Origin of the sequence: Algoriphagus kandeliae, from assembly GCF_004571135.1 — a bacterium.
Lineage (GTDB): Bacteria > Bacteroidota > Bacteroidia > Cytophagales > Cyclobacteriaceae > Algoriphagus > Algoriphagus kandeliae.
The window spans coordinates 431935-453138 of the sequence record NZ_SPSB01000003.1 but is presented as its reverse complement, the minus strand read 5'-3'; the positions used below and the strand labels follow the sequence as shown (position 1 = coordinate 453138).

The window sequence follows — 21204 nt, the reverse complement described above, 5'->3', positions numbered from 1 at the left end:
TACTGCCCACTGAAACCTGCCCTCTGAATCAAATCCCTGTGTAATTGAAAGGAGATATCGCCTTCAATTCGGTTTTTAATTCATCAGAAATCTCCAATCCATCAATAAAGCGCGCGATTGAATGTTGAGTAATTTTTTCATTGGTTCGAGTGAGGTCTTTCAGCGCTTCGTAAGGTTTTGGGAAGCCTTCTCTTCGGAGAATAGTTTGAATTGCTTCTGCCACCACAGCCCAGTTTTCCTCTAAATCCGCATGAATAGCCGCTTCATTGAGTTCAAGTTTACCCAAGCCTTTTTTCAAAGACTCCAAAGAAATCAGCATATGACCAAGCGGTACCCCAATAACGCGGAGAACCGTACTATCGGTCAAATCCCGCTGTAATCTTGAAATAGGTAGTTTGGCAGATAGATGCTCAAAGAGTGCATTGGCAATTCCTAAATTCCCTTCTGCATTTTCAAAATCAATGGGGTTGACTTTATGAGGCATGGCAGAAGAGCCAACTTCTCCGGCTTTAATTTTTTGCTTGAAGTAATTCATCGAAACATACTGCCAAACATCCTTGGAGAGATCGAGAAGGATGGTATTGATTCGCTTGAGGCAATCAAAAAGGGCAGCCAAATTATCGTAATGCTCAATTTGAGTAGTAGGGTAGGATCTGGAAAGTCCTAGGTAATGGCCGACAAAATGCTCTGCAAAATCATTCCAAGGTTGCTTTGGGTAAGCCACTTTGTGGGCATTCATATTACCGGTAGCTCCACCGAATTTGGCTGAATAAGGTATTCCTTTTAACTGCTCAAGCTGATTCTCAATTCGAGTAATGAACACCTGAATTTCTTTCCCAAGTCGGGTAGGAGACGCAGGTTGCCCATGAGTTTTAGCTAGCATGGGGATGTTTTCCCAAGCCTTAGCCTGCTGCTTCAACTTTGCAATCACCTCATTCAATTGTGGAAAAATCACCTTTTCCAGTCCTTCTTTCAGCATGAGAGGCGTGGCAGTATTGTTGATGTCTTGGGAAGTCAGGCCGAAGTGGATAAACTCCTTGTATTGCTCCTGTCCCAATTCATCAAATTTCTCTTTCAGGAAATACTCTACTGCCTTGACATCGTGGTTGGTGATTTTCTCTGTTTCCTTGATGGATTGAGCATCTACCAAAGAGAAGTTTTTCACGATATTTCTCAGAGCCGAAAAAAGATCCGTATCGAAGCCGGCCAATTGAGGAAGCGGTAATTCACAAAGGGCGATAAAGTATTCTACCTCTACATGAACCCGATATTTGATAAGGGCAAATTCTGAAAAATAGGCTCTTAATGGTTCGGTTTTGGAGGCATACCGGCCGTCAACCGAACTCACTGCTGTCAAGGCATTGAATTCCATGTTAATTGGTATTGGGTGCTGAAAGATTAATTCTGTCGCAATTTAGTGGATAGCCTGAAAAAATGCCTGCTGCCAATAATAATTCTATCGAATAGCAAACTTCAATTGACTTTTTGCGGTTTGCTTAATGAAAACCTAAAATTAGAAGCCGATTTCTCGATTGGCTCCGTATTTTTACACCCTAAATTGTCCCGAAAGACATGTTTAATTTATTCAAGAAGAAAAAGCCTGAATCTAAAAAATCGAACTACCTACCACTGAAAGTTAGAGAGGTGGTTCGGGAAACTCCCGATACGGTAAGTATTTATTTTGAACAGCCGGAACCCTATCTGGATTACAAGCCTGGTCAATTTCTCACACTGATTATGGATTTTGATGGGAAGGAACAAAGAAGGTCTTACAGTCTTTGTACCTCTCCGTTTGTCGATCCTTTTCCGGGAATTGCAGTAAAGCGAGTAGAGGGTGGCCTTTTCTCCAATTACCTTAACGATCAAATTTTCCCTGGTAAAACAATCAATGTTTTGCCTCCATTAGGAAGCTTTACAGTTGATTTTCACTCAGGAAATCAGCGCCACTTCATCTTGGTAGCTGGAGGGAGTGGGATTACGCCTATCATGGGGATTATCAAATCAGTTTTGATCAATGAACCCAAATCCATCATTACGCTGATTTATAGCAGCCGTAATGAGGAGCAGATTATTTTTAAAAATCAGTTGGATCAATTGCAAAAAGCAAATCCGGATCGACTGAAAATCGAACATGTGCTAAGCCAGCCTAGTGAAAACTGGAAAGGAACCCGCGGTCGACTGAATAAGGAAAAATTCCATGAATTGGTTGCTAATGCGGAATATGAGCAGCGTTATGAGGAAATTTATTTCCTGTGTGGACCGGATGGAATCATGGAGACAGCTGAATCTGTCCTTGAGGAAATTGGTGTAGATAAAGATCGCATCCATCGTGAATCATTTTTCTCCGCTGCAGCAGATCAGGCAAAAGCCGATGCAAAAGCAGGAATTACCCAAGGTTTGATGACTCGAGATGTGAAAATTACCTTAGAAGGCGAAGAACACGTAGTTACAGTTGCACCTGACAAAACCATTTTGGAAGCGGGCTTGGAAGCGGGCTTGGATATGCCATATAGTTGTCAAAGTGGGCTTTGCACTGCCTGTAGAGGAAGAATCACTTCTGGTAAAGTCAAAATGGATGAAGACGCTGGATTGAGTCCGAAAGAGTTGGAACAAGGTTATATTCTTTGCTGTTCTTCCCGAGCTGTCAGTGAAGACATCGCTATCACCATTGAATAAGATGGAATTGGATGTAGCGAAGCTTAAAAAGCATTACCGAAGCCAGGAAGTTACTTTGTTGATCTTGATGTTGGTGGCCTTGCCAATGTTTGGTTTGGTTTATTTGTACTACAATTCAGGCAATTTGCATTGGGAACTACCCGAGATCCCTGATTTCTTCAAAGGCTTGATCAATGGAATAGGGTTTGGATTGCTTATTGGGCAGTACCTGATTTTTAGGCAAGACCTCAAAAAATCCCGATCATTGGACAGTTTTGAGGAAAAGGTTATCAATTACCTAGATTCCTCTAAAAAGCGATTCTTCCTACTATTTGTCATTTCCTTGCTGAGTACGATAGGCTTATTGTTTTTCAAGAGTGCCTGGTTTGTCATACTCTTCGCACTTGTATTGGTATTCTTTTCTTTGGCAAAAGTTTCTCCAGATCGAGCCAAAAGATTGTTAAAACTTAACAAGGAAGAAACTGAAATTCTTCGGGCGATTTCTAGACCGGATTGATGCTTAAAAAAACGAAAAGAGGCTATTTCAATACTCTCTTTTGTCAGGCTGAGCGGAGTCGAAGCCTAGTGGTTGAATAAAACCATATTTCGACTTCCTTTTTGACTGCAAGGCAGCCACTCAAGATGACAAAAGAGCTCGTTGAAATAGCCTCTTTTATCTATATTAAAAGAGTTGGTTTAGTTTTCTATAGAGATACTTCCAGAAGTAATTCTTCCTTTTATCCAGGCATCTGCACCATTATCGACTTCCAATTTTTTGGATGTTTTTCTATCTCCTACCTGTAAGCTTCCTGATGAGGAGCTTAAGTCGAAATTGAAGTCTTCCAAGTTAGAATAAGTCTGAATTCGGAAGTTGCCGGAAGAACCAGAGAAGCTAGTATTTGGGCCTAATCCCACTTCCTCTGCTCGGATGGAACCTGAAGTAAATTTCAGTTCTCCTAACTGACCAATGCTTTCCAAAACTGCTCTTCCCGATGTGAATTCTACATTTAGTTCTCCATCAATTTGAGAAGCGTCCAGAGATCCACTGGTGGATTTATAATTTACATCCCCTGACACTTGATTGATGTCAGCATTTCCTGAAGTGAGAGAAGCCATAACACTTCCAGATACATCGGATACGCTTAACCTCCCTGAAGTAGCTCCAATAGTCAAATCACCATCAATTCCTTCCGCAGAAATTCGACCTGAAGTCACTTTCATATAGGTCTCTTCAGAAGCAACATTTCGTACACTGGTGTTTCCTGAGCTGTTTCTGAAATTGATTTCAATGGATTCAGGTCCTGTGATTTTGATCCAGCCTTTATTTTGGCCGTTAGACCAAGTCCAATTCTTTGACTTTCGCTCGTATTTGATTTTCAGTACATCACCTACTGTCACAAAGACAATATCCTGATCCTCATCATTGGATTGTAAATAGGCTTCAACCTGTACGTCAGTACCTGAGCCTCCTTCATAGCTCACATCAAGCCAACCGCCTTCAACTTCCAGTCTATTGATGCCCGGATAGCTTTTGTTGACGTCGACAAGTACATTTTGAGCAAAGGTAATTGTGGCCAAAAAGAGAAAGGCTAGGCCTAGGGGAAGAGTTTTTAAAGTTTTTTTCATCTGTTTTTTATTTAGTCAAGTCGGATTCCAAAACTCATAGCTTGCAGCTCGGGGCCTAAGCCAGGTTGGAACAAATCATTTAAATCATAATTAAAGAAAAAGGTGACATCACCGACTCCGATTTCTCCTCGGAGACCATAGCGGAAGTTTTCAAAGTACATATTGGATTTGGTGAAGACTTTTTGCTTTTCCCCATCCAAATCGTCATAGACATATTTTCCTCTTCCCCCTAAGCGGTAGCCTGCATAGCCACCGGCACCAAATCGAAAGTTACCGTTATTGGTTCGGATGGTAGGCACAAGACTAACTGTCGCATAGGAAGCTGAGATTTTTGATTTGGTAGGCGTGCCTTCCGGACCATTGGGAAGTTGGTCAAAATCCACAAAAGCCAATCCATCTGGGTTTTTCACAGCTATGATATTTCGTTCTTCAAACTTGAAGTTATACCAATTGACTCCCAGTGTAGATCGAAGATGGAAGTTTTTGCTAATCTTCCAGGTACCGGTTGAATGAAGGGAGACATACCAGCTCCCCCAAGGTTTTACTTGGGGAGCACCTTTGTCATTTGGATAGATATTGATCCCTACTTCGCTTTCCAGGAAGTTGTAGTGAAACTTACTTTTCTTGCTTCTGATTTTAGGGGTGTCATCTTTATCATCTTCCCATTCAATCACCTTGGTACCGTCATCGTACTTGGTAACCTTCCAGCTATTTCCAAGAACTGTATAAACTTTTTCCTTTTTGACCCCGCTTGTATCGGCTTCCTGGGCCATGGCGATTGTTGAGAAAAGGGTAATGAAAGTCAGTAATAAAAAGCGCTTTTGCATGTTGGTTTAGTTTAAAATAAAGGACAGGATTCAAATTCTATTTAGAAGACTATCCCAAAAGTGATCGGATTTAGCTCAGGGCCTTTATTCTCTTGGAATAGTGTATTAAGGTCATATGTGGTAAAGAAGGTAACACGGCCTACTCCGATTTCACCTCGGACACCATATCGGAAATTGTTCAGATACAGGCCGGTATTCTGCTTGTCTTTCTTTCTTCCTGATCCGCCTAATTCCTTATATGCGTATTTGGATTGGCCGCCAAGTCTATATCCAGCATAAGGTCCGGCTGCGATTCGAAGGCCTCTACGGCCATTATCATTCATTTTACCGAAGTCCAATTCAAGCATGGTCATGGCTGTGATGTAAGATGCAGAGATCTTGCTTTTGAAGCCATTGACATCATTTCGCTGAATGAATTCAATTTGATTGTCTCCTCGTATAGCCTGGAAATCGCGGTTTTCAAACTTGAAGTTGTAGAACTGAAAACCTATACCAAAATCCCAATAGAAGCCTTTGGAAATCCGCTGAGCGGCCATCCAGTTTAATCCCAAATTCCAGCTACCCCAGCCTTTTACAGCATAAGGATTGTCAGAGGAAGGAAATTGCCCATCTGGATTGAGGTAATTATTTACACCCAGGTCAATGTTGAAATAGGTACGGAAAGGAGGTTCCTGTTTCTTAGATTTATTGGTTTCGATTTTGACCTTGGTATTTTCTCCGGATTCATCTACATAGACGCGCATGCCTCCGATTTGAACTTCAGTCTCGAGACCATCTTCCCTTACTTTGACCACTTCTTTGGTAGTACCGTCTTTTTTGCGAATTTCTACAATGGTCAATTCACCGGTATCTTCATTTTCTTCCAAATCCAAGGATCGGATGATCTCATTGATATTCATGGACTTCAGTTTTTCAAAATCGTCCTTACTGTCCACGATAATGACGACTCTTCCGGATTTTCCGAATTCCACGATCACGGAATCCTTGTTGATTTGGTGATCGAAGGATGGCATTTCTGCGGCAAAAGCCACTTGAACAAGAGCCATCAAACAAAATAATAGCAGGTATTTTTTCATCTTAGTTTTCAAATAATGGGTTGGTGATCTTTTTTATTACTCTTCGGTCATTTTTTCTTTTCTAGTGGTCAGGCTCGCGAAAAGGTTGTTTTTCGCATCCTGAAGATTAGCAAAGCCCTCATCTACTTTTCCCAAAATACCGCCTACCTGGTCCACTTTTTTACCGATGCCGGCAATGAGGTTTTTGTCATCTTTGATTCCATCGGATATGATGGTCACTTTATAGGTAGGTTCTTGGGGTTCTTCCGTCTTCAATTCCGCTACTGCTTGGTTCAAATCCATTGGCTTCAATTCCGGGATTTCCCGCTCGATTGGAAGGGTAATTGGCGCAATCTCTGCCTGATTGATTTTTTCTTCTTCTATTTCCTCTTTTTCTGGGATTTGAGCTTCAGCAATTAGATTTTTAGATGGTTCTTCGAATTGATTTTTTATTTCTGGAGTAGATTGGGGCTTTTGATTCGTGATTTCTTGTTTAGGTTTTTCAATTATTGGTGTTGAATTTTCTTCTGTTTCAATTGGAGTATTGTCTGCTACCAAATCTTCCACAACTTCAGGTGCTTGACTTGGTTGATTTTCGGCAGTTTCGACTTTTTCTGCAGTCAACTGTTCCTCTTCAAAAGGTTGGGATGGGTTGCGAAGCAGGGAACCTACGAGGAAGATGACCAACACAGCAGCTGCCGCAGCCCACCAATAGATTCGTGTACTAGATTTTTCCTCTTTTGGAAGTTGATGTTCAAGGCGTTCCCATGCCAATTGACTGGGCTTGACCTCATGATTTTCCAACTTCTCCCGGAAAATCACATCGATATGTTCATTCTTCTTAGCCATTTATTCTCCTTTCTTTGAGTTGTAGACTGGCAATTTTTTCTTTTAAGGTATTTCTTGCCCGATTCAGTTGGGATTTGGAGGTACTTTCCGTAATTCCCAGCAATTCGGCAATTTCCTGATGGGCATAGCCCTCGATTGCATACAAGTTGAAGACTGTGCGATAACCTACCGGTAGGCTCTCTACGAGTTCTCTAAGTTCATCTGCCTCAAGCTCGGTGCTTTCGTAGTGAAAATGCTCGTATTCATGATCTTCTTCCACGTGTACTTCCATCATCAGGTGTCGATTGCTTCTCAAGGTCATGAGCGCCTGGGTAACCACGATTCGCTTCATCCAACCTTCAAAACTCCCCCTAGATTCGTATTGGGGTAGTTTTTCGAAAATCTTCATAAAGCTTTCAATCATGACATCTTCAGCGTGTTCTCTATCCTTGAGATAGCGAATGCAAATAGCCAGAAACTTCCCCGAATACCGCTCATAGAGGGCCCGCTGGGCTGACCGATCACCTTTCAGGCATCCTTTTATGAGTTTGTCTTCGGTAGAATAGTCGGTTCTAGAGAACATTCTGGTTTGCTTTCATGGAGGTAGATGTGAATCTTTTGGAAAAGGTTGCTTCTCCAGTGAAAAAAAGTTAAAAAAAATTACAAATAGCTATTAATCAATAGGTTAAAATACGGCTTTATAGTTGATGATAATATCTAAAGTAGTCCATTCTTTCTCTCGGATGGTCACAGGTTGGATATTTCCCTCTCCATCAAATAGATTGGCAAAAAGCCCGTCTTCTTCCTGGGTAAATATGGAATACCTCCCCGGACTCAACTCCAAAGCGTATTCTCCATTTTCATCAGATTCAGTTTTGGCGATTGGTTCTCCCTTCACTTGTATAAAAAGGCCATCATCCATTTTAGAATCAGCCAAATTGGTCAGTGGGTAAATTAAAATCGTCCGTTTTACTGGAATACCCTTTGGATTGGGTGGAGTGGCTGAACCGTCTTCAGAAATCATGGGCATTTGATTTCCTTCTAGCCAAGTGATTTTTCCTGAAATCCCTTGATTATCTGATGTTTGGGTTTTGCAGGAAAAATTCATGAGCACAAGTACTAAAATAAAAAGGATGTAGGATGTCTTTTGCATGGTGGTTTTTTCAAATTCCCTCAAAAAGCATGACAGATTCAAGATAATTAGGGATGATCGTATTCCAGCCCAACTCATTTTTCAATTTCATGGCGAGTTCTTCCGAACTTTCTTCTTCTCCGTGAATCACAAAAGTCATTTTTGGCTTTTCACAAAACCCCTCGGCCCATTCCATCAGTTCTTCCTGGTCTGCATGCGCGGAAAGATTTTCCATTTGGTAAATCTTCGCATTGACAGGGACCTGCTGTCCATAGATGGTGACAAACTTTTCACCTTCTACAAGTCTCCTTCCTCGGGTACCTTCGGCTTGATAGCCGACGAAAATAATCCCATTTCGCTCATTGGGAAGATGGTGATAGAGATGGTGGAGGACACGCCCACCGGTGGCCATTCCAGATGCTGAAATGATAATGGCATTGCCTCTATATTCATTGAGCGATTTCGACTCTTCTTGTTTCTTGAAGTATTTCAGTTGAGGAAAATCAAATGGGTGGGCCTCATCTTCCTCCAAAACTGCAGCAAGTCGATGGTCGGATTTGAACTTCATGTATAATTCCGTGGCATTGATCCCCATGGGAGAATCTGCAAAAACCGGGACTTTTGGAATTTTTCCTTTTTCCATCAACTGGAAAATGTAATACATAATCAATTGAGTCCTTCCAATTGCAAAGGATGGGATAATGGCCAATCCTCCTCTATCAAAAATGTCCAAAATGGCATCTCGAAGTTCATCCTCTGGTTTGACTTTTTCTGAAATCCGGTTCCCATAAGTGGATTCTATCCAGAGAATATCTGCCTTTGGAATGCGAGTAGGAGGGAATAGAATAGGGTCGTGGTAACGTCCTAAATCCCCTGAAAATACCAAGCGTTTTTTTTGCTGCTCTCCTTGGATTACAATCTTCACGATGGAGGCTCCGAGAATATGTCCTGCATGGAAAAAAGTCACATGGATGTTAGGATTGATTTCAATAGGAGTTTCGAAATCGCAGGGAAAAAATTGGGGAAATACCTTTTCGGCATCCTCCATAGAATATAGCGGCTGGGGATCATCATGTCTTGAATACCCTTTTTTCCGGGCATATTCTGCCTCTTCTTCTTGGAGTTTTCCCGAATCGAGCAATAAAATTTTTGCTAACTCAGCCGTAGCTTCTGTACAATAAATCGGACCAGTAAAACCCTGCTTTACCAACCGAGGTAAATAGCCCACATGGTCAAGGTGTGCATGGGTCAATACGACGGCTTCCATTTGATCCAATGGCATGGGGAATTTATCCCAGTTTCGCTCCCGGAGTTCCCGCCTTCCCTGAAAGAGTCCGCAGTCAACCAAAAATTCAAAATCACCCGTATCTACTAAATATTTTGAGCCTGTTACTGAGCCGGCTCCACCCAAAAATTTCACGCTAATATCCATGGTTGTTTTTTTGGAGAAGATACAAAAAAAGGGGCATCCTTGCTTGGATGCCCCGGTTTTTATTCAACAGAGTCTAAACGCTGCAGGTATTTGACCCGCGATAGACTATCTAACTTTTCCCGGTTGAGTTGTTCTTCTTCACTCTCTTCATCACTTTGATTCTGATTTTCAGTTTCATCCGAAGTTATCCCACAGGTCAGACAGACTAGACCAGCTTCATTGAAGGCCCAAATGTTTTTCTCCCGTACATCACTGGATTTATATCCGTTTCGGTATAGCGTGTTTCTAAGAATATCCAACAGTGAACGATCCATCAAGAATGGTTTTTCATAAGGAACCTTCAAGACAAGGTTCACTTTTTGGTCTCTAAAGACATCCATCGCACTATAATCAAATCCCGGAGGGAAAGTAACGATGGAATCCAATACTGAAACTTGGTAACCTAACATTTTGGCATTTTCCAAGGACTCTGCCTTGCTTTTTCCTCGAGAGAAAAACTCTTTTTCCAAGGTAACCAATGAATCAGCGGTACCTTCAATTTTCATGCTAACTTCATTAAAGTCAGGATCCTCCGCTTGGGTATCCAAGGTCAATAACATAGTGCCCTCGGTTACTGGGATAGTTTCAGAGATTCTATGCCAGTTTTCTTCTTTAAACTGTGAAGCAATTCTTGGGATCTGGAATAAAGTGATTCCTAGGAACAACAACCAGATAACGAAGGCCACCAATCCAAATCTATTTCCAACAAGGTTCTTTTTGATCAGCACACTCAAGCCCAAGAGCATGAATATGATTCCTGGAATGATCAAAAGGAAAGAGGAGCTGATCGCTAACCAATCTGGTATAATCCCGGTGAATAGTTCAAAAGGAACCTGATTGGTTTCGATGATGTACTCATTTGGATTGAGGTATTCAAAGAAGAATGCCAAAGTCAAAATCGGAGTAATGGTAATTGCGAGCCCGATAAATAAGACTATGAGACCAAATACTATTCGGAATATGGCGAATATGAATTTGCCCAAAGGTCCCAAGGCTTTTCCGATTGCTTCAATGACTTGTCCCAAAATCCGGAACGGAGTCATAACGATTTTCTTTAAAGTTGACTCCGGTTGGGGAGGCACAGGATTCATGTTTTCTTTCAAAGTAGAATCTATATTGTCGAGGGTAATTTCTCCTCCCTTCATTTTGATTCGCTCAGTGATAGACATGGCCACCGGGGTGATGATCCAAAGGATGAGGTAAATCAAGACTCCGGAACCCCCGGCAATAGTTAGGAAAACAAAAGCCAAGCGTATCCAAAGAACTTCTACGCCGAAATAGGCAGCTAATCCGCTGGCAACCCCACCCAGGGCTTTATCATCCGGGTTTCGATAGAGTTTTTTGATATTCTTGTCTTCCTCATAGTCATAACTTACTGGAAGTATAATCCACAGGACGATATATGCCACCACAGCAAATAGTCCAAAGGAAAACTTCAAGCGGAAGTCATCAAACAAAAAGAGACCCGGTCCGCTCCAGGATCCGTTGATATTCCCGCTAAATAGTAGTAGTAAGGCAATCAGTCGTACCCAAAGTGGATCGATTCGGAAATAGTTGGCGATTCCTGCGCAAACCCCACCCAAGATCTTTTTGGGTTCGGATCGCATCAATTTTTTATAGCCCTTTTTGTCCGCATCCGGTGGGGTCACATACTTGTAGAAATCATCTGAGCTTGCTTTTTCTTCATTCTGCTCTTTTTCTGTTTCGTTTTCCTCCACAGAAACGAAATCAGCGATGGTCCCCATTTTTTTGATGAGGTTGTCTACATTTTCAGCAGTGATGACCTGCTTATTGTTTTTCAGGTTGCTAAGGAAAATCTCAGCAATACGATTTTCGATATCCGAGATGATTTCCTGATTGTCGGGGTAGGAAGAGAAATGCTTATTGATCGCGTCAAGGTATTTGCGCAAGGTATCATAGCCATCCTCTTCGATGTGGAATAAGATTCCGCTGATGTTGATACTTATTGTCTTTTTCATGGTCTTGTCAATTTTTTCGTCTGCTTCCGGATACTAGTTCCGATTTCATTTCTTTTGGGTGATTGCTTGGGTGGAGTTCATCAGAGAATTCCAGGTATCCTGAAGTGTTTCTAGAAACTCTTTTCCTTGATCTGTAATCGAATAGTACTTTCTAGGTGGTCCGGATTCGGATTCCACCCATCGATATTCGACTAGTTCGGAGGATTTGAGACGATTTAGAAGGGGATAGAGAGTGCCTTCTACCACGATTATCTGGGCTTGAGTGAGCTCTTCAATCAAATCCGAGGTGTATACTTCGCCCCTAGATATGATATGAAGAACACAAAGCTCCAAAAGCCCTTTTCTCATTTGAATTTGTGTGTTGGCAATATTCATAAGGTTGGTTTTTTAGTGGAAAAGATTTTTTTCCTCACTCTTCAAGGATGAAAAATGATACCAATCTTTTCCAAGCTACCTTGTATTACCTAATTCTAGGCATAAAGAAGAGGTTTTATGCATTTGATTTTTTTAAAAAGTGCTTTTTTGATCGAATTGGGCGCTTTTTTGAGAAAAGCTCATTTTGGAAAATTTTTTCAAAGTATTTTCTGGGCTTCAAGAATGCTCCAAATAAATGTTAATTTACGTACAGAAAACTGTCCGATTGTGTACATAAACCGATCAAGTTTTCGAGAAAATTGAATCCAGTAATTTGTCTAAAAAGATTTTGGTTATTTTGGAATTGTGATTAAGAATCTAGGATCTTTTCTAAGGCTTTTCGGCTGTATACTTTTTTTATTTTGCCATCTGTCAGAAGCAGCTGGTCAAGACTTGACACCCAAATATTCCAATGAGTTTTTGAATATCGGAGTAGGAGCTCGGGCTTTGGGAATGGGAGGAGCACAGGTTTCGGCTGTCCGTGATGTCACTGCTTCCTTCTGGAATCCTGCGGGTCTTTTTGGGACCAATCACAAGTATGAGGCTACCTTGATGCATGCGGAATATTTTGCGGGGATCGCTCAGTTCGATTATTTAGCCTTTACCACTCCATTGAAAGATCAGAGCCAAATTGCCGTATCATTGATCCGTTTTGGGGTAGATGATATTCCTGATACCAGATTTCTTTACGATGCAAATGGAGCTTTGAATTATAACAATATCCAATTTTTCAATGCGGCGGATTATGCCCTTTTGTTAACCTATGCAAGGGCTATTTCTGATAAGATTAAGGTTGGAGCTAATGCCAAGGTGATCCATCGAAATGTTGGGAAATTCGCTTCAGCTTGGGGTTTTGGACTTGATGTGGGAGGAATGTATGTCCATAAAAAATTGACCGTTGGGCTGATGCTGCGGGATATCACTACCACTTTTAATGCATGGGCGCACAATGCCGAATTGGTTAGAGATATTTATTCTTCCACCAACAACGAAATCCCGCTCAATTCAGTGGAATTGACATTGCCTCGTGCCATCAGCAGTGTTTCCTATATCTGGAGTTTCGGAGAAAAGTTTGCTCTGACTTCTGCATTGGACTTAGAAATGACCTTTGATGGTAACAGAAATACGGTGATTTCAACTTCCCTTTTGAGCATTGATCCTCGCCTAGGTTTGGAATTAGGTTTTAAGAAATCGGTATTTATTCGGGCCGGAATTAGCAATCTCCAATACATCAAGAATTTTCAGGGAGAGCGTAATTTGAATTTTCTTCCTAGCACTGGATTAGGGTTTATTATAAATGAGCGCTTCCAAATTGACTATGCATTATCAGATATTGGGAATGTTTCAGACACGCCTTATTCACATATCTTTAGTGTAAAGGTTTCTTTGGAGAAGTTGAAGGAAGAAGATAGAAAATTTAAAGGATGGGAGTATTGAAGTCAGCATTAAGAATTGTTCTGCTCCTTTTTTGGGCTTTGCCTCTTGCCGCGCAAGACGGGGCTTGGTATTCCTTTGACCAAGATTATTACAAAATCAAAACCGGAAGTGACGGAATCTACCGAATTCGTCCTGAAGCATTGGAGGCTGCAGGGATCAATCTGAATTCGCTGGATCCTCGGAATTTGAGCATGTACCATCGAGGTAAAGAGATCGCGATTCATGTGGAGGGAGAAGGAGATGGACGATTGGATGCAGGGGATTTCATCGAATTTTTTGGAAAGCGAAATGATGCCACTTTGGACTCTGTCCTTTATAGAGATATTATTCCAGTAAACCCTTACTACAATACGCATTCAGATAGTACTGCATTTTTCCTGACCATACAGCCAAATCGACAAGGGAAACGAATGGCGGTTCGATTAGCACCACCTGCCGAACTTCCCCAAATATCAAATTATCAAAGCTCAAAAATTCAGGTTTTTGGGGAGCAGTTTTCCTTGGGGAATTCGTATGCTCTGGGCTTCCGACTTTCAAAATACGACATAGGGGAAGGTTGGATGAGTTCAGTCTTGACAAAGGGAAATGTACGGTCAATCGCTTTCGAAAATCTAGGTCAAATCGTCAATGCTGGTTCTCCAAAATTAGAAATAGGACTTGTTGGTAGATCACTAAATGCACATTTGGCAAGAATCAGTGTCGGGAAAAATAATGCTACGCTTCGGATAGCTCAGCAGGCTGAATTTGAAAATTTCAATACGATTTACTTAGAAATCCCGCTTCAGTATGCAGACTTTGACCCTTCTGGGAATATTCTGATTACGGTTAGTCCGATTGGGGCAGAGTCAACGGATAATATTTCGATTACATATGCCCGCATAGTTTATCAAAAAGCTCCTGCAAATGGAGAATTGGAGTTTGAAACAATGGAGGTACCAGCGGGAATTTCTCAGGTTCGTTTATCCAGTTTGTCTCAAACTTACAGTGCTATTGATGTTTTCGATTTGGAAAATCCAGAGCGTCTACTTTTGGGCCAAAGTGGAAATGAATTGAGATTACAGGTAGGGAAAGAAGGTAGAGCTAGTCGAATTTGGTTAGAAAATGAAGCTCATATTCAGGATGTAACCCAACTGGAAAAGATTCGTTTTCGCGATTACCTTTCACAATCTGCGAATTACTTATTGGTTGGGCATCGTGAATTAGAAAAAGCAGGAACGGAGTTTGAAAATCCATTAAAAGCCTATGCGGAGCATCGGGCCTCGTCTCTTGGAGGTAGCTACGATACCTTGACTCTTTTGATGGAGGATTTGTACAATCAGTTTTCCTTTGGGGAAGAGACTCCTTTGGCTTTGGTCAACTTTTTAAAAGCATATTATCCGGTTCATCGACCTTCTCACGTGTTATTAGCTGGAAGAGGATTGGCAATTTACTCCACTGCGAGAGATGGAGGGATTACGTATTTCTACCGGAATAAACCTTCCATTTTTCCTTTCCAAAGTCTGATTCCTGTGGCGGGATATCCTTTTTCGGATAATGAATTTGTGGTTGGTTTGGATCCAGAAAATCCAAATATACCAGCCATAGCCATCGGCCGAATCCCAGCAAAAAATTCACAGGAACTTGAAATCTATCTCAAAAAAGCCATAGAAAAAGATGAGGTAGGCTTGTCAGCTCCTTGGCAAAAAGAATTGATTCATTTGGGAGGGGGAGTTTCTGAGTTGGAATTGGATCGTTATTTCAGTTTTCTAAATGGGTTTAAGGCAATCGCTGAGGGGCCATTTTTAGGAGGAAATGTGACTACCTACCGAAAACGATCCAATAGTGTGGTAGAAGTCATCGACATCACTGGAGACTTAAATGAGGGTAGATCATTGGTAACCTTCTTCGGGCATGGATCTCCGACTATTTTGGATATCGATATCGGTTTTGCTTCCGATCCGACCATCAATTATCAGAACAAAGGAAAGTATCCAGTCATGCTTTTCAATGGCTGCGATTATGGTAGTGCTTTTGGTACAAATTACACCCAAGGAGAAGATTGGGTAATGGCTGCTGAAAAAGGAGCTTCCAACATACTTGCAAATTCATCTATTGGTGTGGATGTGTACCTGAGAAGGTATTCGGAGCAATTTTATTTGGAGGCCTTTGCCGATAGTGCGACTATTTACCAAACGGTAGGAGAAGTGAAAAGAGGTTCCGAAACCCGTTTGATTGAACTCTATGGGACTAATCCCCTGAATTATTCCCACATGGAGCAGATGATTTTATTGGGAGATCCTGGAGTTCGTCTGTTTCCAGCTGATAAGCCGGATTATTTTTTAAATGAGTCGGAAGTGAGAATTGAGAGTTTTTCAAATGATCCGATTTCTTCGCTTTCCGACAGCTTGAAGTTGAGTTTTGTTCTTCGAAATATTGGAATTACAAGTCGAGATTCGATTCATTATCGCATTCGTCGAAGATTACCGGATGGGACGGTAATTGATTATCCAGAAGTTAAAATTCCTTCTACGAATCGCTTGGATACCTTGTTTTTTTCTATTCCAAATCAAGAGATAAACTCTGCTGGAGAGAATGTATTTGAACTGGAAGTGAATAGAAAGCAGGAGGTGGATGAGATGGCTTTTTCTAATAACCAAATCAGCTTCACCCAATTTATTCCACTCAGTGGGACGCTTCACCTATTCCCGCTGAATTATGGAATTATTAATACGAAAGAACTTGAACTAGTTGGGCAAGTTCCTGGAAAGAATGATTTGGAAAGAACCATCATTGTTCAGTTGGATACAGCATCTAATTTCAATTCTGCTTACCGCAAAGAAATTAGAATCCCTACCAAAGGACTTTTCCGATGGAATATAGATTTATTAGCCGGAAATGATTCACTTACCTACTATTGGAGATCCAAGTATCAAGAACCATTGCCAGGAGAAACTGATGCTTGGACTAATTCTTCCTTTTCCTTTATCCAAAATGGACCGGAAGGCTGGACCCAGCGGGAAATCCCACAGTTAAATGAAAATTTACTGGACAATCTTAAGCTCGATGAGTCGGCCTCTCAATGGGAATATCTGGAGCAAAGTTTAGGTTTTGAGGTATTTACCATCGGAGCTCAGGTTGATACTCTGTCATTCAGAAATACCCAGTTTTACCTGAATGACGTACCTCAGATCATAGATAATGTCAACAATGCCAATAGCCGACTTTGTCCAAATGGTTCCTTAGGATTGGTCACTTTCCAGCAAAAAACCTTGCAACCATATCTCCCGGTTCCTGTTCCAGGTTTTGATATTTTGGATAGTAGATCCTGTGGCCGACCGCCTCAATTGATTCAAAGCATTCGAAATGCTTGGATCGTTGCTCCGGGCCGCACCATGTTGGATGATTACACCGAGAATGTCCCTGAAGGAGATTATGTGGTTATATTTTCAGTGGGCAGTGTCAATTTCGATGATTGGCCTGATCAGGCTTATGCCCGATTGAAGGAGTTTGGAGCGAGTGAGGTCACACTTCGAAATCTAAAATCGGGTGATCCTTATATCCTTTATGGAAGAAAAGGAATGAAGCCAGGCGAAGCCCTGGAGATTATTGGGAATCCTGATTTTGAATTGCCGGCTAGCCAGCAAACCTTGAGTTTCAAAACGGCATTGCAGGGATATATCAGTGAAGGCGTAATTGTGACTCCTCAAATCGGACCTTCCAGTAATTGGGAGCGCATGATTCAGCGTATCAATGAGCGACCTTGGATAGATGAGCAATTAACCAGCTTCGATATTATCGGAATCAATAATACCGGTGAAGAGGAAATTCTATTGGGTGGAATACAAGATCAGCAAGTAGATCTTTCTTTTATCAATTCAGAAAATTATCCATTCCTGCGGCTGAGATATCTTATGGACGATCCGGCGTCTACCGATCCAGCTGATTTGAATTTCTGGCAGGTAAATTATACTGGAGTTCCGGAAGGAGCCCTAGTGGTTCAATCCAATGCAGAAAGTGCTCGTCTTCGAGAAGGACAGGTTGGGACGCTTCCATTTGAATTTACGAATGTCTCCAATTTGGACTTTTTGGACTCCATACAAGTTGATTGGAAAATCACCAATTCACGAACAAGAGCTGTAGAGAATTTCTCTAAAAAGTTTCCTGCCTTGAAAGCAGGAGAGTCTTTTTCGCATGTGATTGAGTTCAATACCATTGGAAAATCGGGAAGCTATGAAGTACAGATTTTTGCCAATCCGAGAATTTTGCCAGAACAGACTTATCGAAACAATCAAGTCGATTTAGGAATCTATTTCGAAGTGGAGGCGGATGACAGCCAAGCCTTACTTGATGTGAATTTTGATGGAATTTATATTATGGATGGGGATATCGTTTCTCCTACTGTTTTGATCAATACCATTCTGAAAAATGACCAAAGTCTTATCTATAAAAAAGACACAGTAGGACTTGATATTTTCCTCAAGAAAAACTGTGAGTCCTGCGAATTTGAGCGAATCAATTTTTCGGATCCAAAGCTGACATGGATTCCTGCCTCAGAAAATCAGGATTTTAGAGTTTCCTTCCAACCAGGACCACTAGAGGATGGAATGTACACCTTAAAGGTTCAAAATGAAGATTCACCGGAGCCTTATCAGGTGACTTTTGAGGTGGTGAATGAATCTCAAATCACGAATTTCTACCCTTATCCGAATCCATTTAGTACCAGTGTCCGGTTCGTGTTTACTGTGACTGGTGCAGAAATCCCGGATGAAATTAAAATTCAAATTATGACGGTCACAGGACGAGTGGTGAGAGAGATTTTACAGGAAGAATTGGGGCCAATTCGGATAGGGAATAATATCACAGAATATGCTTGGGATGGTCGCGATGAATACGGAGACCAACTAGCCAATGGGGTGTATATCTATCGCGTATTGGTTCGTAAAAATGGCCAATTCATGGAACATCGTCCAACTGCAGGGGACCGAGCTTTCCGTCAAGGCTATGGGAAAATGTACCTCTTGCGCTAGGATTTGGACTTTTTCCAATTAATCCAAATTCCCCAAATACTAATTATTAGTAAGAGGATCAGCAAAGTAATTTGCCAAGGTTCCTGGAGATTGTTTTTTGCTTCCATAAAATCACTAGCCACGATTCCGGCTAAAAAAGCCATGATGGTTCGGGGTAACATTCCCGGAATGCCGTAGAGCAACACTTTGCGAAGCGGAACCTGAAGGGAGGCAAAAAGAAGATTGGAAATAGCAAAAGGGATCACAGGGCTTATGCGAATAAAAAATATCAAAGCCCCCCAATTACTTTTTTTTTGCTCGAGCTCTTGGTAGAAAGTCGGAGATTTTTTTGAGAGAAAATTCAAGAAATCTAAGTTCAGGTATTTTCCAACCCCATAACCCAACACATTTGCCAGAGAATATGCGGCGACTAACCAAAGGAATCCATTCCACCCAAGCCAAAAACCAGTAAAAAGCGCAGTCAGAGTAGTGGGTAGTATGGCTAACCCCATGATGGCTGAAGCAAGAAGAGCGAGGAGAGTAAAATCAAATAAACTGTCCGGTTCTTTTTCTAGAATTGACTCATAATTTCCAGCTAAAAAAAGGCTGCCTAAAAAAGGAATACTTACCGCCCAAACCCATGCAATGCTCGCTGCAGGATGATTTTTCAGGTATTGAAGAAATTGATTGAAAAAACTGCCCTTTTTTGTCATATTTGGTCTCCCTCAAGGAAGGCTGGCTTGCAAGTATAGCAAGTTTATGCCGCTCATTTCGATACGAATAATAAGAATCTCAAAATACACTGAAAATCTATGAAATTCGGTACCAAAGCTATCCACGCGGGTGTAGAGCCAGATCCGAGTACAGGAGCGATTATGACTCCTATTTATCAAACTTCCACCTACGTACAGCGTTCGCCCGGAGATCACAAAGGCTATGAGTATTCTCGTACTCATAACCCTACCCGAACAGCTTTGCAACAAAATTTGGCAGCGCTGGAAAATGGAAAACATGGAATTTGTTTTTCTTCTGGACTGGGTGCAATTGACGCGGTGATGAAGCTCTTCCGTCCTGGCGATGAAATCATCAGTACCAGCGATTTATATGGCGGAACTTACAGGCTATTTACCAAAGTATTCGAGCCATTTGGAATCAAATTCCATTTCGTGCCAATGTCTGATATGGATGCGATCGAAGAAAAGATCAATTCCAACACGAAGTTGATTTGGGTAGAAACACCAACCAACCCCATGATGAATATTATTGATATCGTGGAGGTGGCAAAAATCGCTAAGAATCACGGAGTATTGCTCGCTGTGGACAATACCTTTGCTTCTCCATTCCTCCAAAATCCCCTGGATCTAGGAGCTGATATCGTTATGCACTCTGTGACCAAGTATCTGGGAGGGCATTCGGATGTGGTGATGGGTGCTTTGGTGGTTAATGACGATGTTTTAGCAGAGCGCTTGGTGTTTTTACAAAATGCCTCCGGTGCTACTCCTGGACCTCAAGATTGTTTCTTGGTGTTGCGAGGAATCAAAACTCTTCATATTCGGATGGAGCGTCATTCTCAAAATGGAAAAACTATTGCAGCCTATTTGAAGAATCATCCAAAAGTTGAAAAGGTTTACTGGCCCGGATTTGAGGACCATCCAAACCATGATATCGCAAAGAAGCAAATGCGTGATTTTGGTGGGATGATCTCTTTTACCTTGGTTGGAAATCGTCTGGAGGATGCGAAAAAAGTAATGGAGAACTTCAAATTATTCTCTCTTGCAGAATCTCTAGGAGGAGTAGAATCCCTTTGCGGTCATCCAGCCACTATGACCCATGCTAGTATTCCTAAGGAAGAGCGTGAGAAAGTGGGATTGGTTGATTCTTTAATCAGACTTAGCGTAGGTATTGAGGATGCCGAGGATTTAAAAAATGATATCGCAAAGGCTTTGGAAGCGATTTGATCAATCTAAAATCTTTTGAAATAATTCTTGAGCCTGTTTTTCTACGTTGGAAGACAGGCTTTTCTTTTTGACTTGTAGTTCCTTAATCCAGTCCAGATATTTCTTGGATACCTGTTCTTTGTCTGATAGATATTGAGAAAGGGATTGAAGTTCGAGGTGGTTGTTGTACCATTTAGAAAGGGCCTGAAGCAATCCTTCCATTTCTTCATGGATTGTTGTCACAAAAATGGGGTTGAATCCAAGATATTGGAGGATAAACTCGAGGTGGAGGATTTTTCGAAGTCCAGCATCCATATCCTTACAGGCCTTGGCATCCAAGCCTTTTTTCCAGTCAACATGGAAAAATTCCAGCTCTTCATTGACTAATTGATGTATGGCTGTACTAATGGTTATTGGCTTGTGTCCATTACTTCCATTTTTTACTTCCTCATTTAATCTTTCCCATTTGGAGATCGTTCCTCCTACAATTCGGTCAAAAGCTTCCGTATGCAAGCCCTTTTTGTGATCAGCTAGGAATGCCTCGTAACTTCTGTAGGTTTGATTTTTTACAATTTGCCTATCCCGAAGACCATTTTCTACCGTCTTAAGACGGATGATTTTTTTAAGGTCTTTTTGAAGAATCCGAAAATCCCGAAAAAGTTGATTGGCAAATTCTTCTTTGTCAAAATGGATTTTGCCCAGAAGCTCCCCGAATATTTCCAAATATTCCAGCTTTTCGTAAAGCAAGGCAGCTTTCTTGGACTTAATCTGCTTGCTCAGTTCGAGAAAAAGACTTTTGGCTTCTTTCAAGTTTTTCTCAAACAATTCAAAAATCCGGGAGACTTTAGTCTGCATGGG

Annotated in this window: 17 protein-coding genes; 5 read left to right on the top strand and 12 right to left on the bottom strand. The window is 41.4% G+C overall.

The window, feature by feature from the left end:
• Positions 1-28: 28 nt before the first annotated feature.
• Positions 29-1372, bottom strand: coding sequence for an adenylosuccinate lyase (gene purB, locus E4S40_RS10560; RefSeq protein ID WP_135073803.1), 1344 nt, complete (start codon positions 1370-1372; stop codon positions 29-31).
• A gap of 200 nt (positions 1373-1572) precedes the next feature.
• Between purB and E4S40_RS10555 the strand changes: the two genes are divergently transcribed.
• Together E4S40_RS10555 and E4S40_RS10550 are read left to right on the top strand one after the other, a co-directional pair.
• Positions 1573-2676 (top strand): ferredoxin--NADP reductase, encoded by a 1104-nt coding sequence (locus tag E4S40_RS10555; protein ID WP_135073801.1) that lies wholly within the window; start codon positions 1573-1575, stop codon positions 2674-2676.
• Positions 2648-3172, top strand: coding sequence for a hypothetical protein (locus E4S40_RS10550; RefSeq protein WP_135073799.1), 525 nt, complete (start codon positions 2648-2650; stop codon positions 3170-3172). Before E4S40_RS10555 ends, E4S40_RS10550 begins: the two co-directional genes overlap by 29 nt.
• Positions 3173-3351: 179 nt before the next feature.
• On the opposite strand, the gene E4S40_RS10545 is transcribed toward E4S40_RS10550, so the two are convergent.
• The 9 genes from E4S40_RS10545 to E4S40_RS10505 all read right to left on the bottom strand — a co-directional run bounded on the left by E4S40_RS10545 (position 3352) and on the right by E4S40_RS10505 (position 11948).
• Complete coding sequence (locus tag E4S40_RS10545) at positions 3352-4281, bottom strand: DUF4097 family beta strand repeat-containing protein (protein WP_135073797.1); 930 nt, start codon at positions 4279-4281, stop codon at positions 3352-3354.
• Between the two features lie 11 nt (positions 4282-4292).
• Positions 4293-5108, bottom strand: coding sequence for a porin family protein (locus tag E4S40_RS10540; RefSeq protein ID WP_135073795.1), 816 nt, complete (start codon positions 5106-5108; stop codon positions 4293-4295).
• 41 nt (positions 5109-5149) lie between these two features.
• Positions 5150-6184, bottom strand: coding sequence for an outer membrane beta-barrel protein (locus tag E4S40_RS10535; protein ID WP_135073793.1), 1035 nt, complete (start codon positions 6182-6184; stop codon positions 5150-5152).
• A gap of 36 nt (positions 6185-6220) precedes the next feature.
• Complete coding sequence (locus E4S40_RS10530; RefSeq protein WP_135073792.1) at positions 6221-7012, bottom strand: hypothetical protein; 792 nt, start codon at positions 7010-7012, stop codon at positions 6221-6223.
• Positions 7005-7574, bottom strand: a complete 570-nt coding sequence (locus E4S40_RS10525; RefSeq protein ID WP_135073790.1) for an RNA polymerase sigma factor — start codon at positions 7572-7574, stop codon at positions 7005-7007. The genes E4S40_RS10530 and E4S40_RS10525 overlap by 8 nt, the downstream gene beginning before the upstream one ends.
• 102 nt (positions 7575-7676) lie before the next feature.
• Positions 7677-8144 carry a carboxypeptidase regulatory-like domain-containing protein gene (locus E4S40_RS10520; protein ID WP_135073788.1) on the bottom strand — a complete coding sequence of 156 codons (468 nt, stop codon included), beginning with the start codon at positions 8142-8144 and terminating at the stop codon, positions 7677-7679.
• A gap of 10 nt (positions 8145-8154) precedes the next feature.
• Positions 8155-9555: an MBL fold metallo-hydrolase RNA specificity domain-containing protein gene (locus tag E4S40_RS10515; RefSeq protein WP_135073786.1), complete on the bottom strand. Its 1401-nt coding sequence runs from the start codon at positions 9553-9555 to the stop codon at positions 8155-8157.
• A 59-nt stretch (positions 9556-9614) separates the two neighbouring features.
• On the bottom strand, positions 9615-11573 hold the full coding sequence (locus E4S40_RS10510; protein WP_135073784.1) for a PspC domain-containing protein: 1959 nt from the start codon (positions 11571-11573) through the stop codon (positions 9615-9617).
• Positions 11574-11618: 45 nt separating this feature from the next.
• The gene (locus tag E4S40_RS10505) at positions 11619-11948 is read right to left on the bottom strand and encodes a PadR family transcriptional regulator (protein WP_135073782.1); all 330 of its coding nucleotides are present in this window, start codon (positions 11946-11948) and stop codon (positions 11619-11621) included.
• Positions 11949-12335: 387 nt separating this feature from the next.
• On the opposite strand from E4S40_RS10505, the gene E4S40_RS10500 reads away from it, so the two are divergent.
• Both E4S40_RS10500 and porU2 read left to right on the top strand, forming a co-directional pair.
• Entirely contained in the window at positions 12336-13424 is a 1089-nt protein-coding gene (locus E4S40_RS10500) for a putative type IX sorting system protein PorV2 (protein ID WP_237563189.1), read from the top strand.
• Positions 13412-18430: a putative type IX secretion system sortase PorU2 gene (porU2, locus tag E4S40_RS10495; protein WP_135073780.1), complete on the top strand. Its 5019-nt coding sequence runs from the start codon at positions 13412-13414 to the stop codon at positions 18428-18430. The genes E4S40_RS10500 and porU2 overlap by 13 nt, the downstream gene beginning before the upstream one ends.
• On the opposite strand, the gene E4S40_RS10490 is transcribed toward porU2, so the two are convergent.
• Positions 18427-19122 (bottom strand): TVP38/TMEM64 family protein, encoded by a 696-nt coding sequence (locus E4S40_RS10490; protein ID WP_135073778.1) that lies wholly within the window; start codon positions 19120-19122, stop codon positions 18427-18429. The two genes, porU2 and E4S40_RS10490, sit on opposite strands and share 4 nt — an antisense overlap.
• A 99-nt stretch (positions 19123-19221) precedes the next feature.
• On the opposite strand from E4S40_RS10490, the gene E4S40_RS10485 reads away from it, so the two are divergent.
• On the top strand, positions 19222-20367 hold the full coding sequence (locus E4S40_RS10485; RefSeq protein ID WP_135073776.1) for a cystathionine gamma-synthase: 1146 nt from the start codon (positions 19222-19224) through the stop codon (positions 20365-20367).
• Here the strand turns inward: E4S40_RS10485 and E4S40_RS10480 are convergent, their stop codons facing one another.
• The gene (locus E4S40_RS10480; protein ID WP_135073774.1) at positions 20368-21201 is read right to left on the bottom strand and encodes a hypothetical protein; all 834 of its coding nucleotides are present in this window, start codon (positions 21199-21201) and stop codon (positions 20368-20370) included.
• Positions 21202-21204 lie beyond the last annotated feature (3 nt).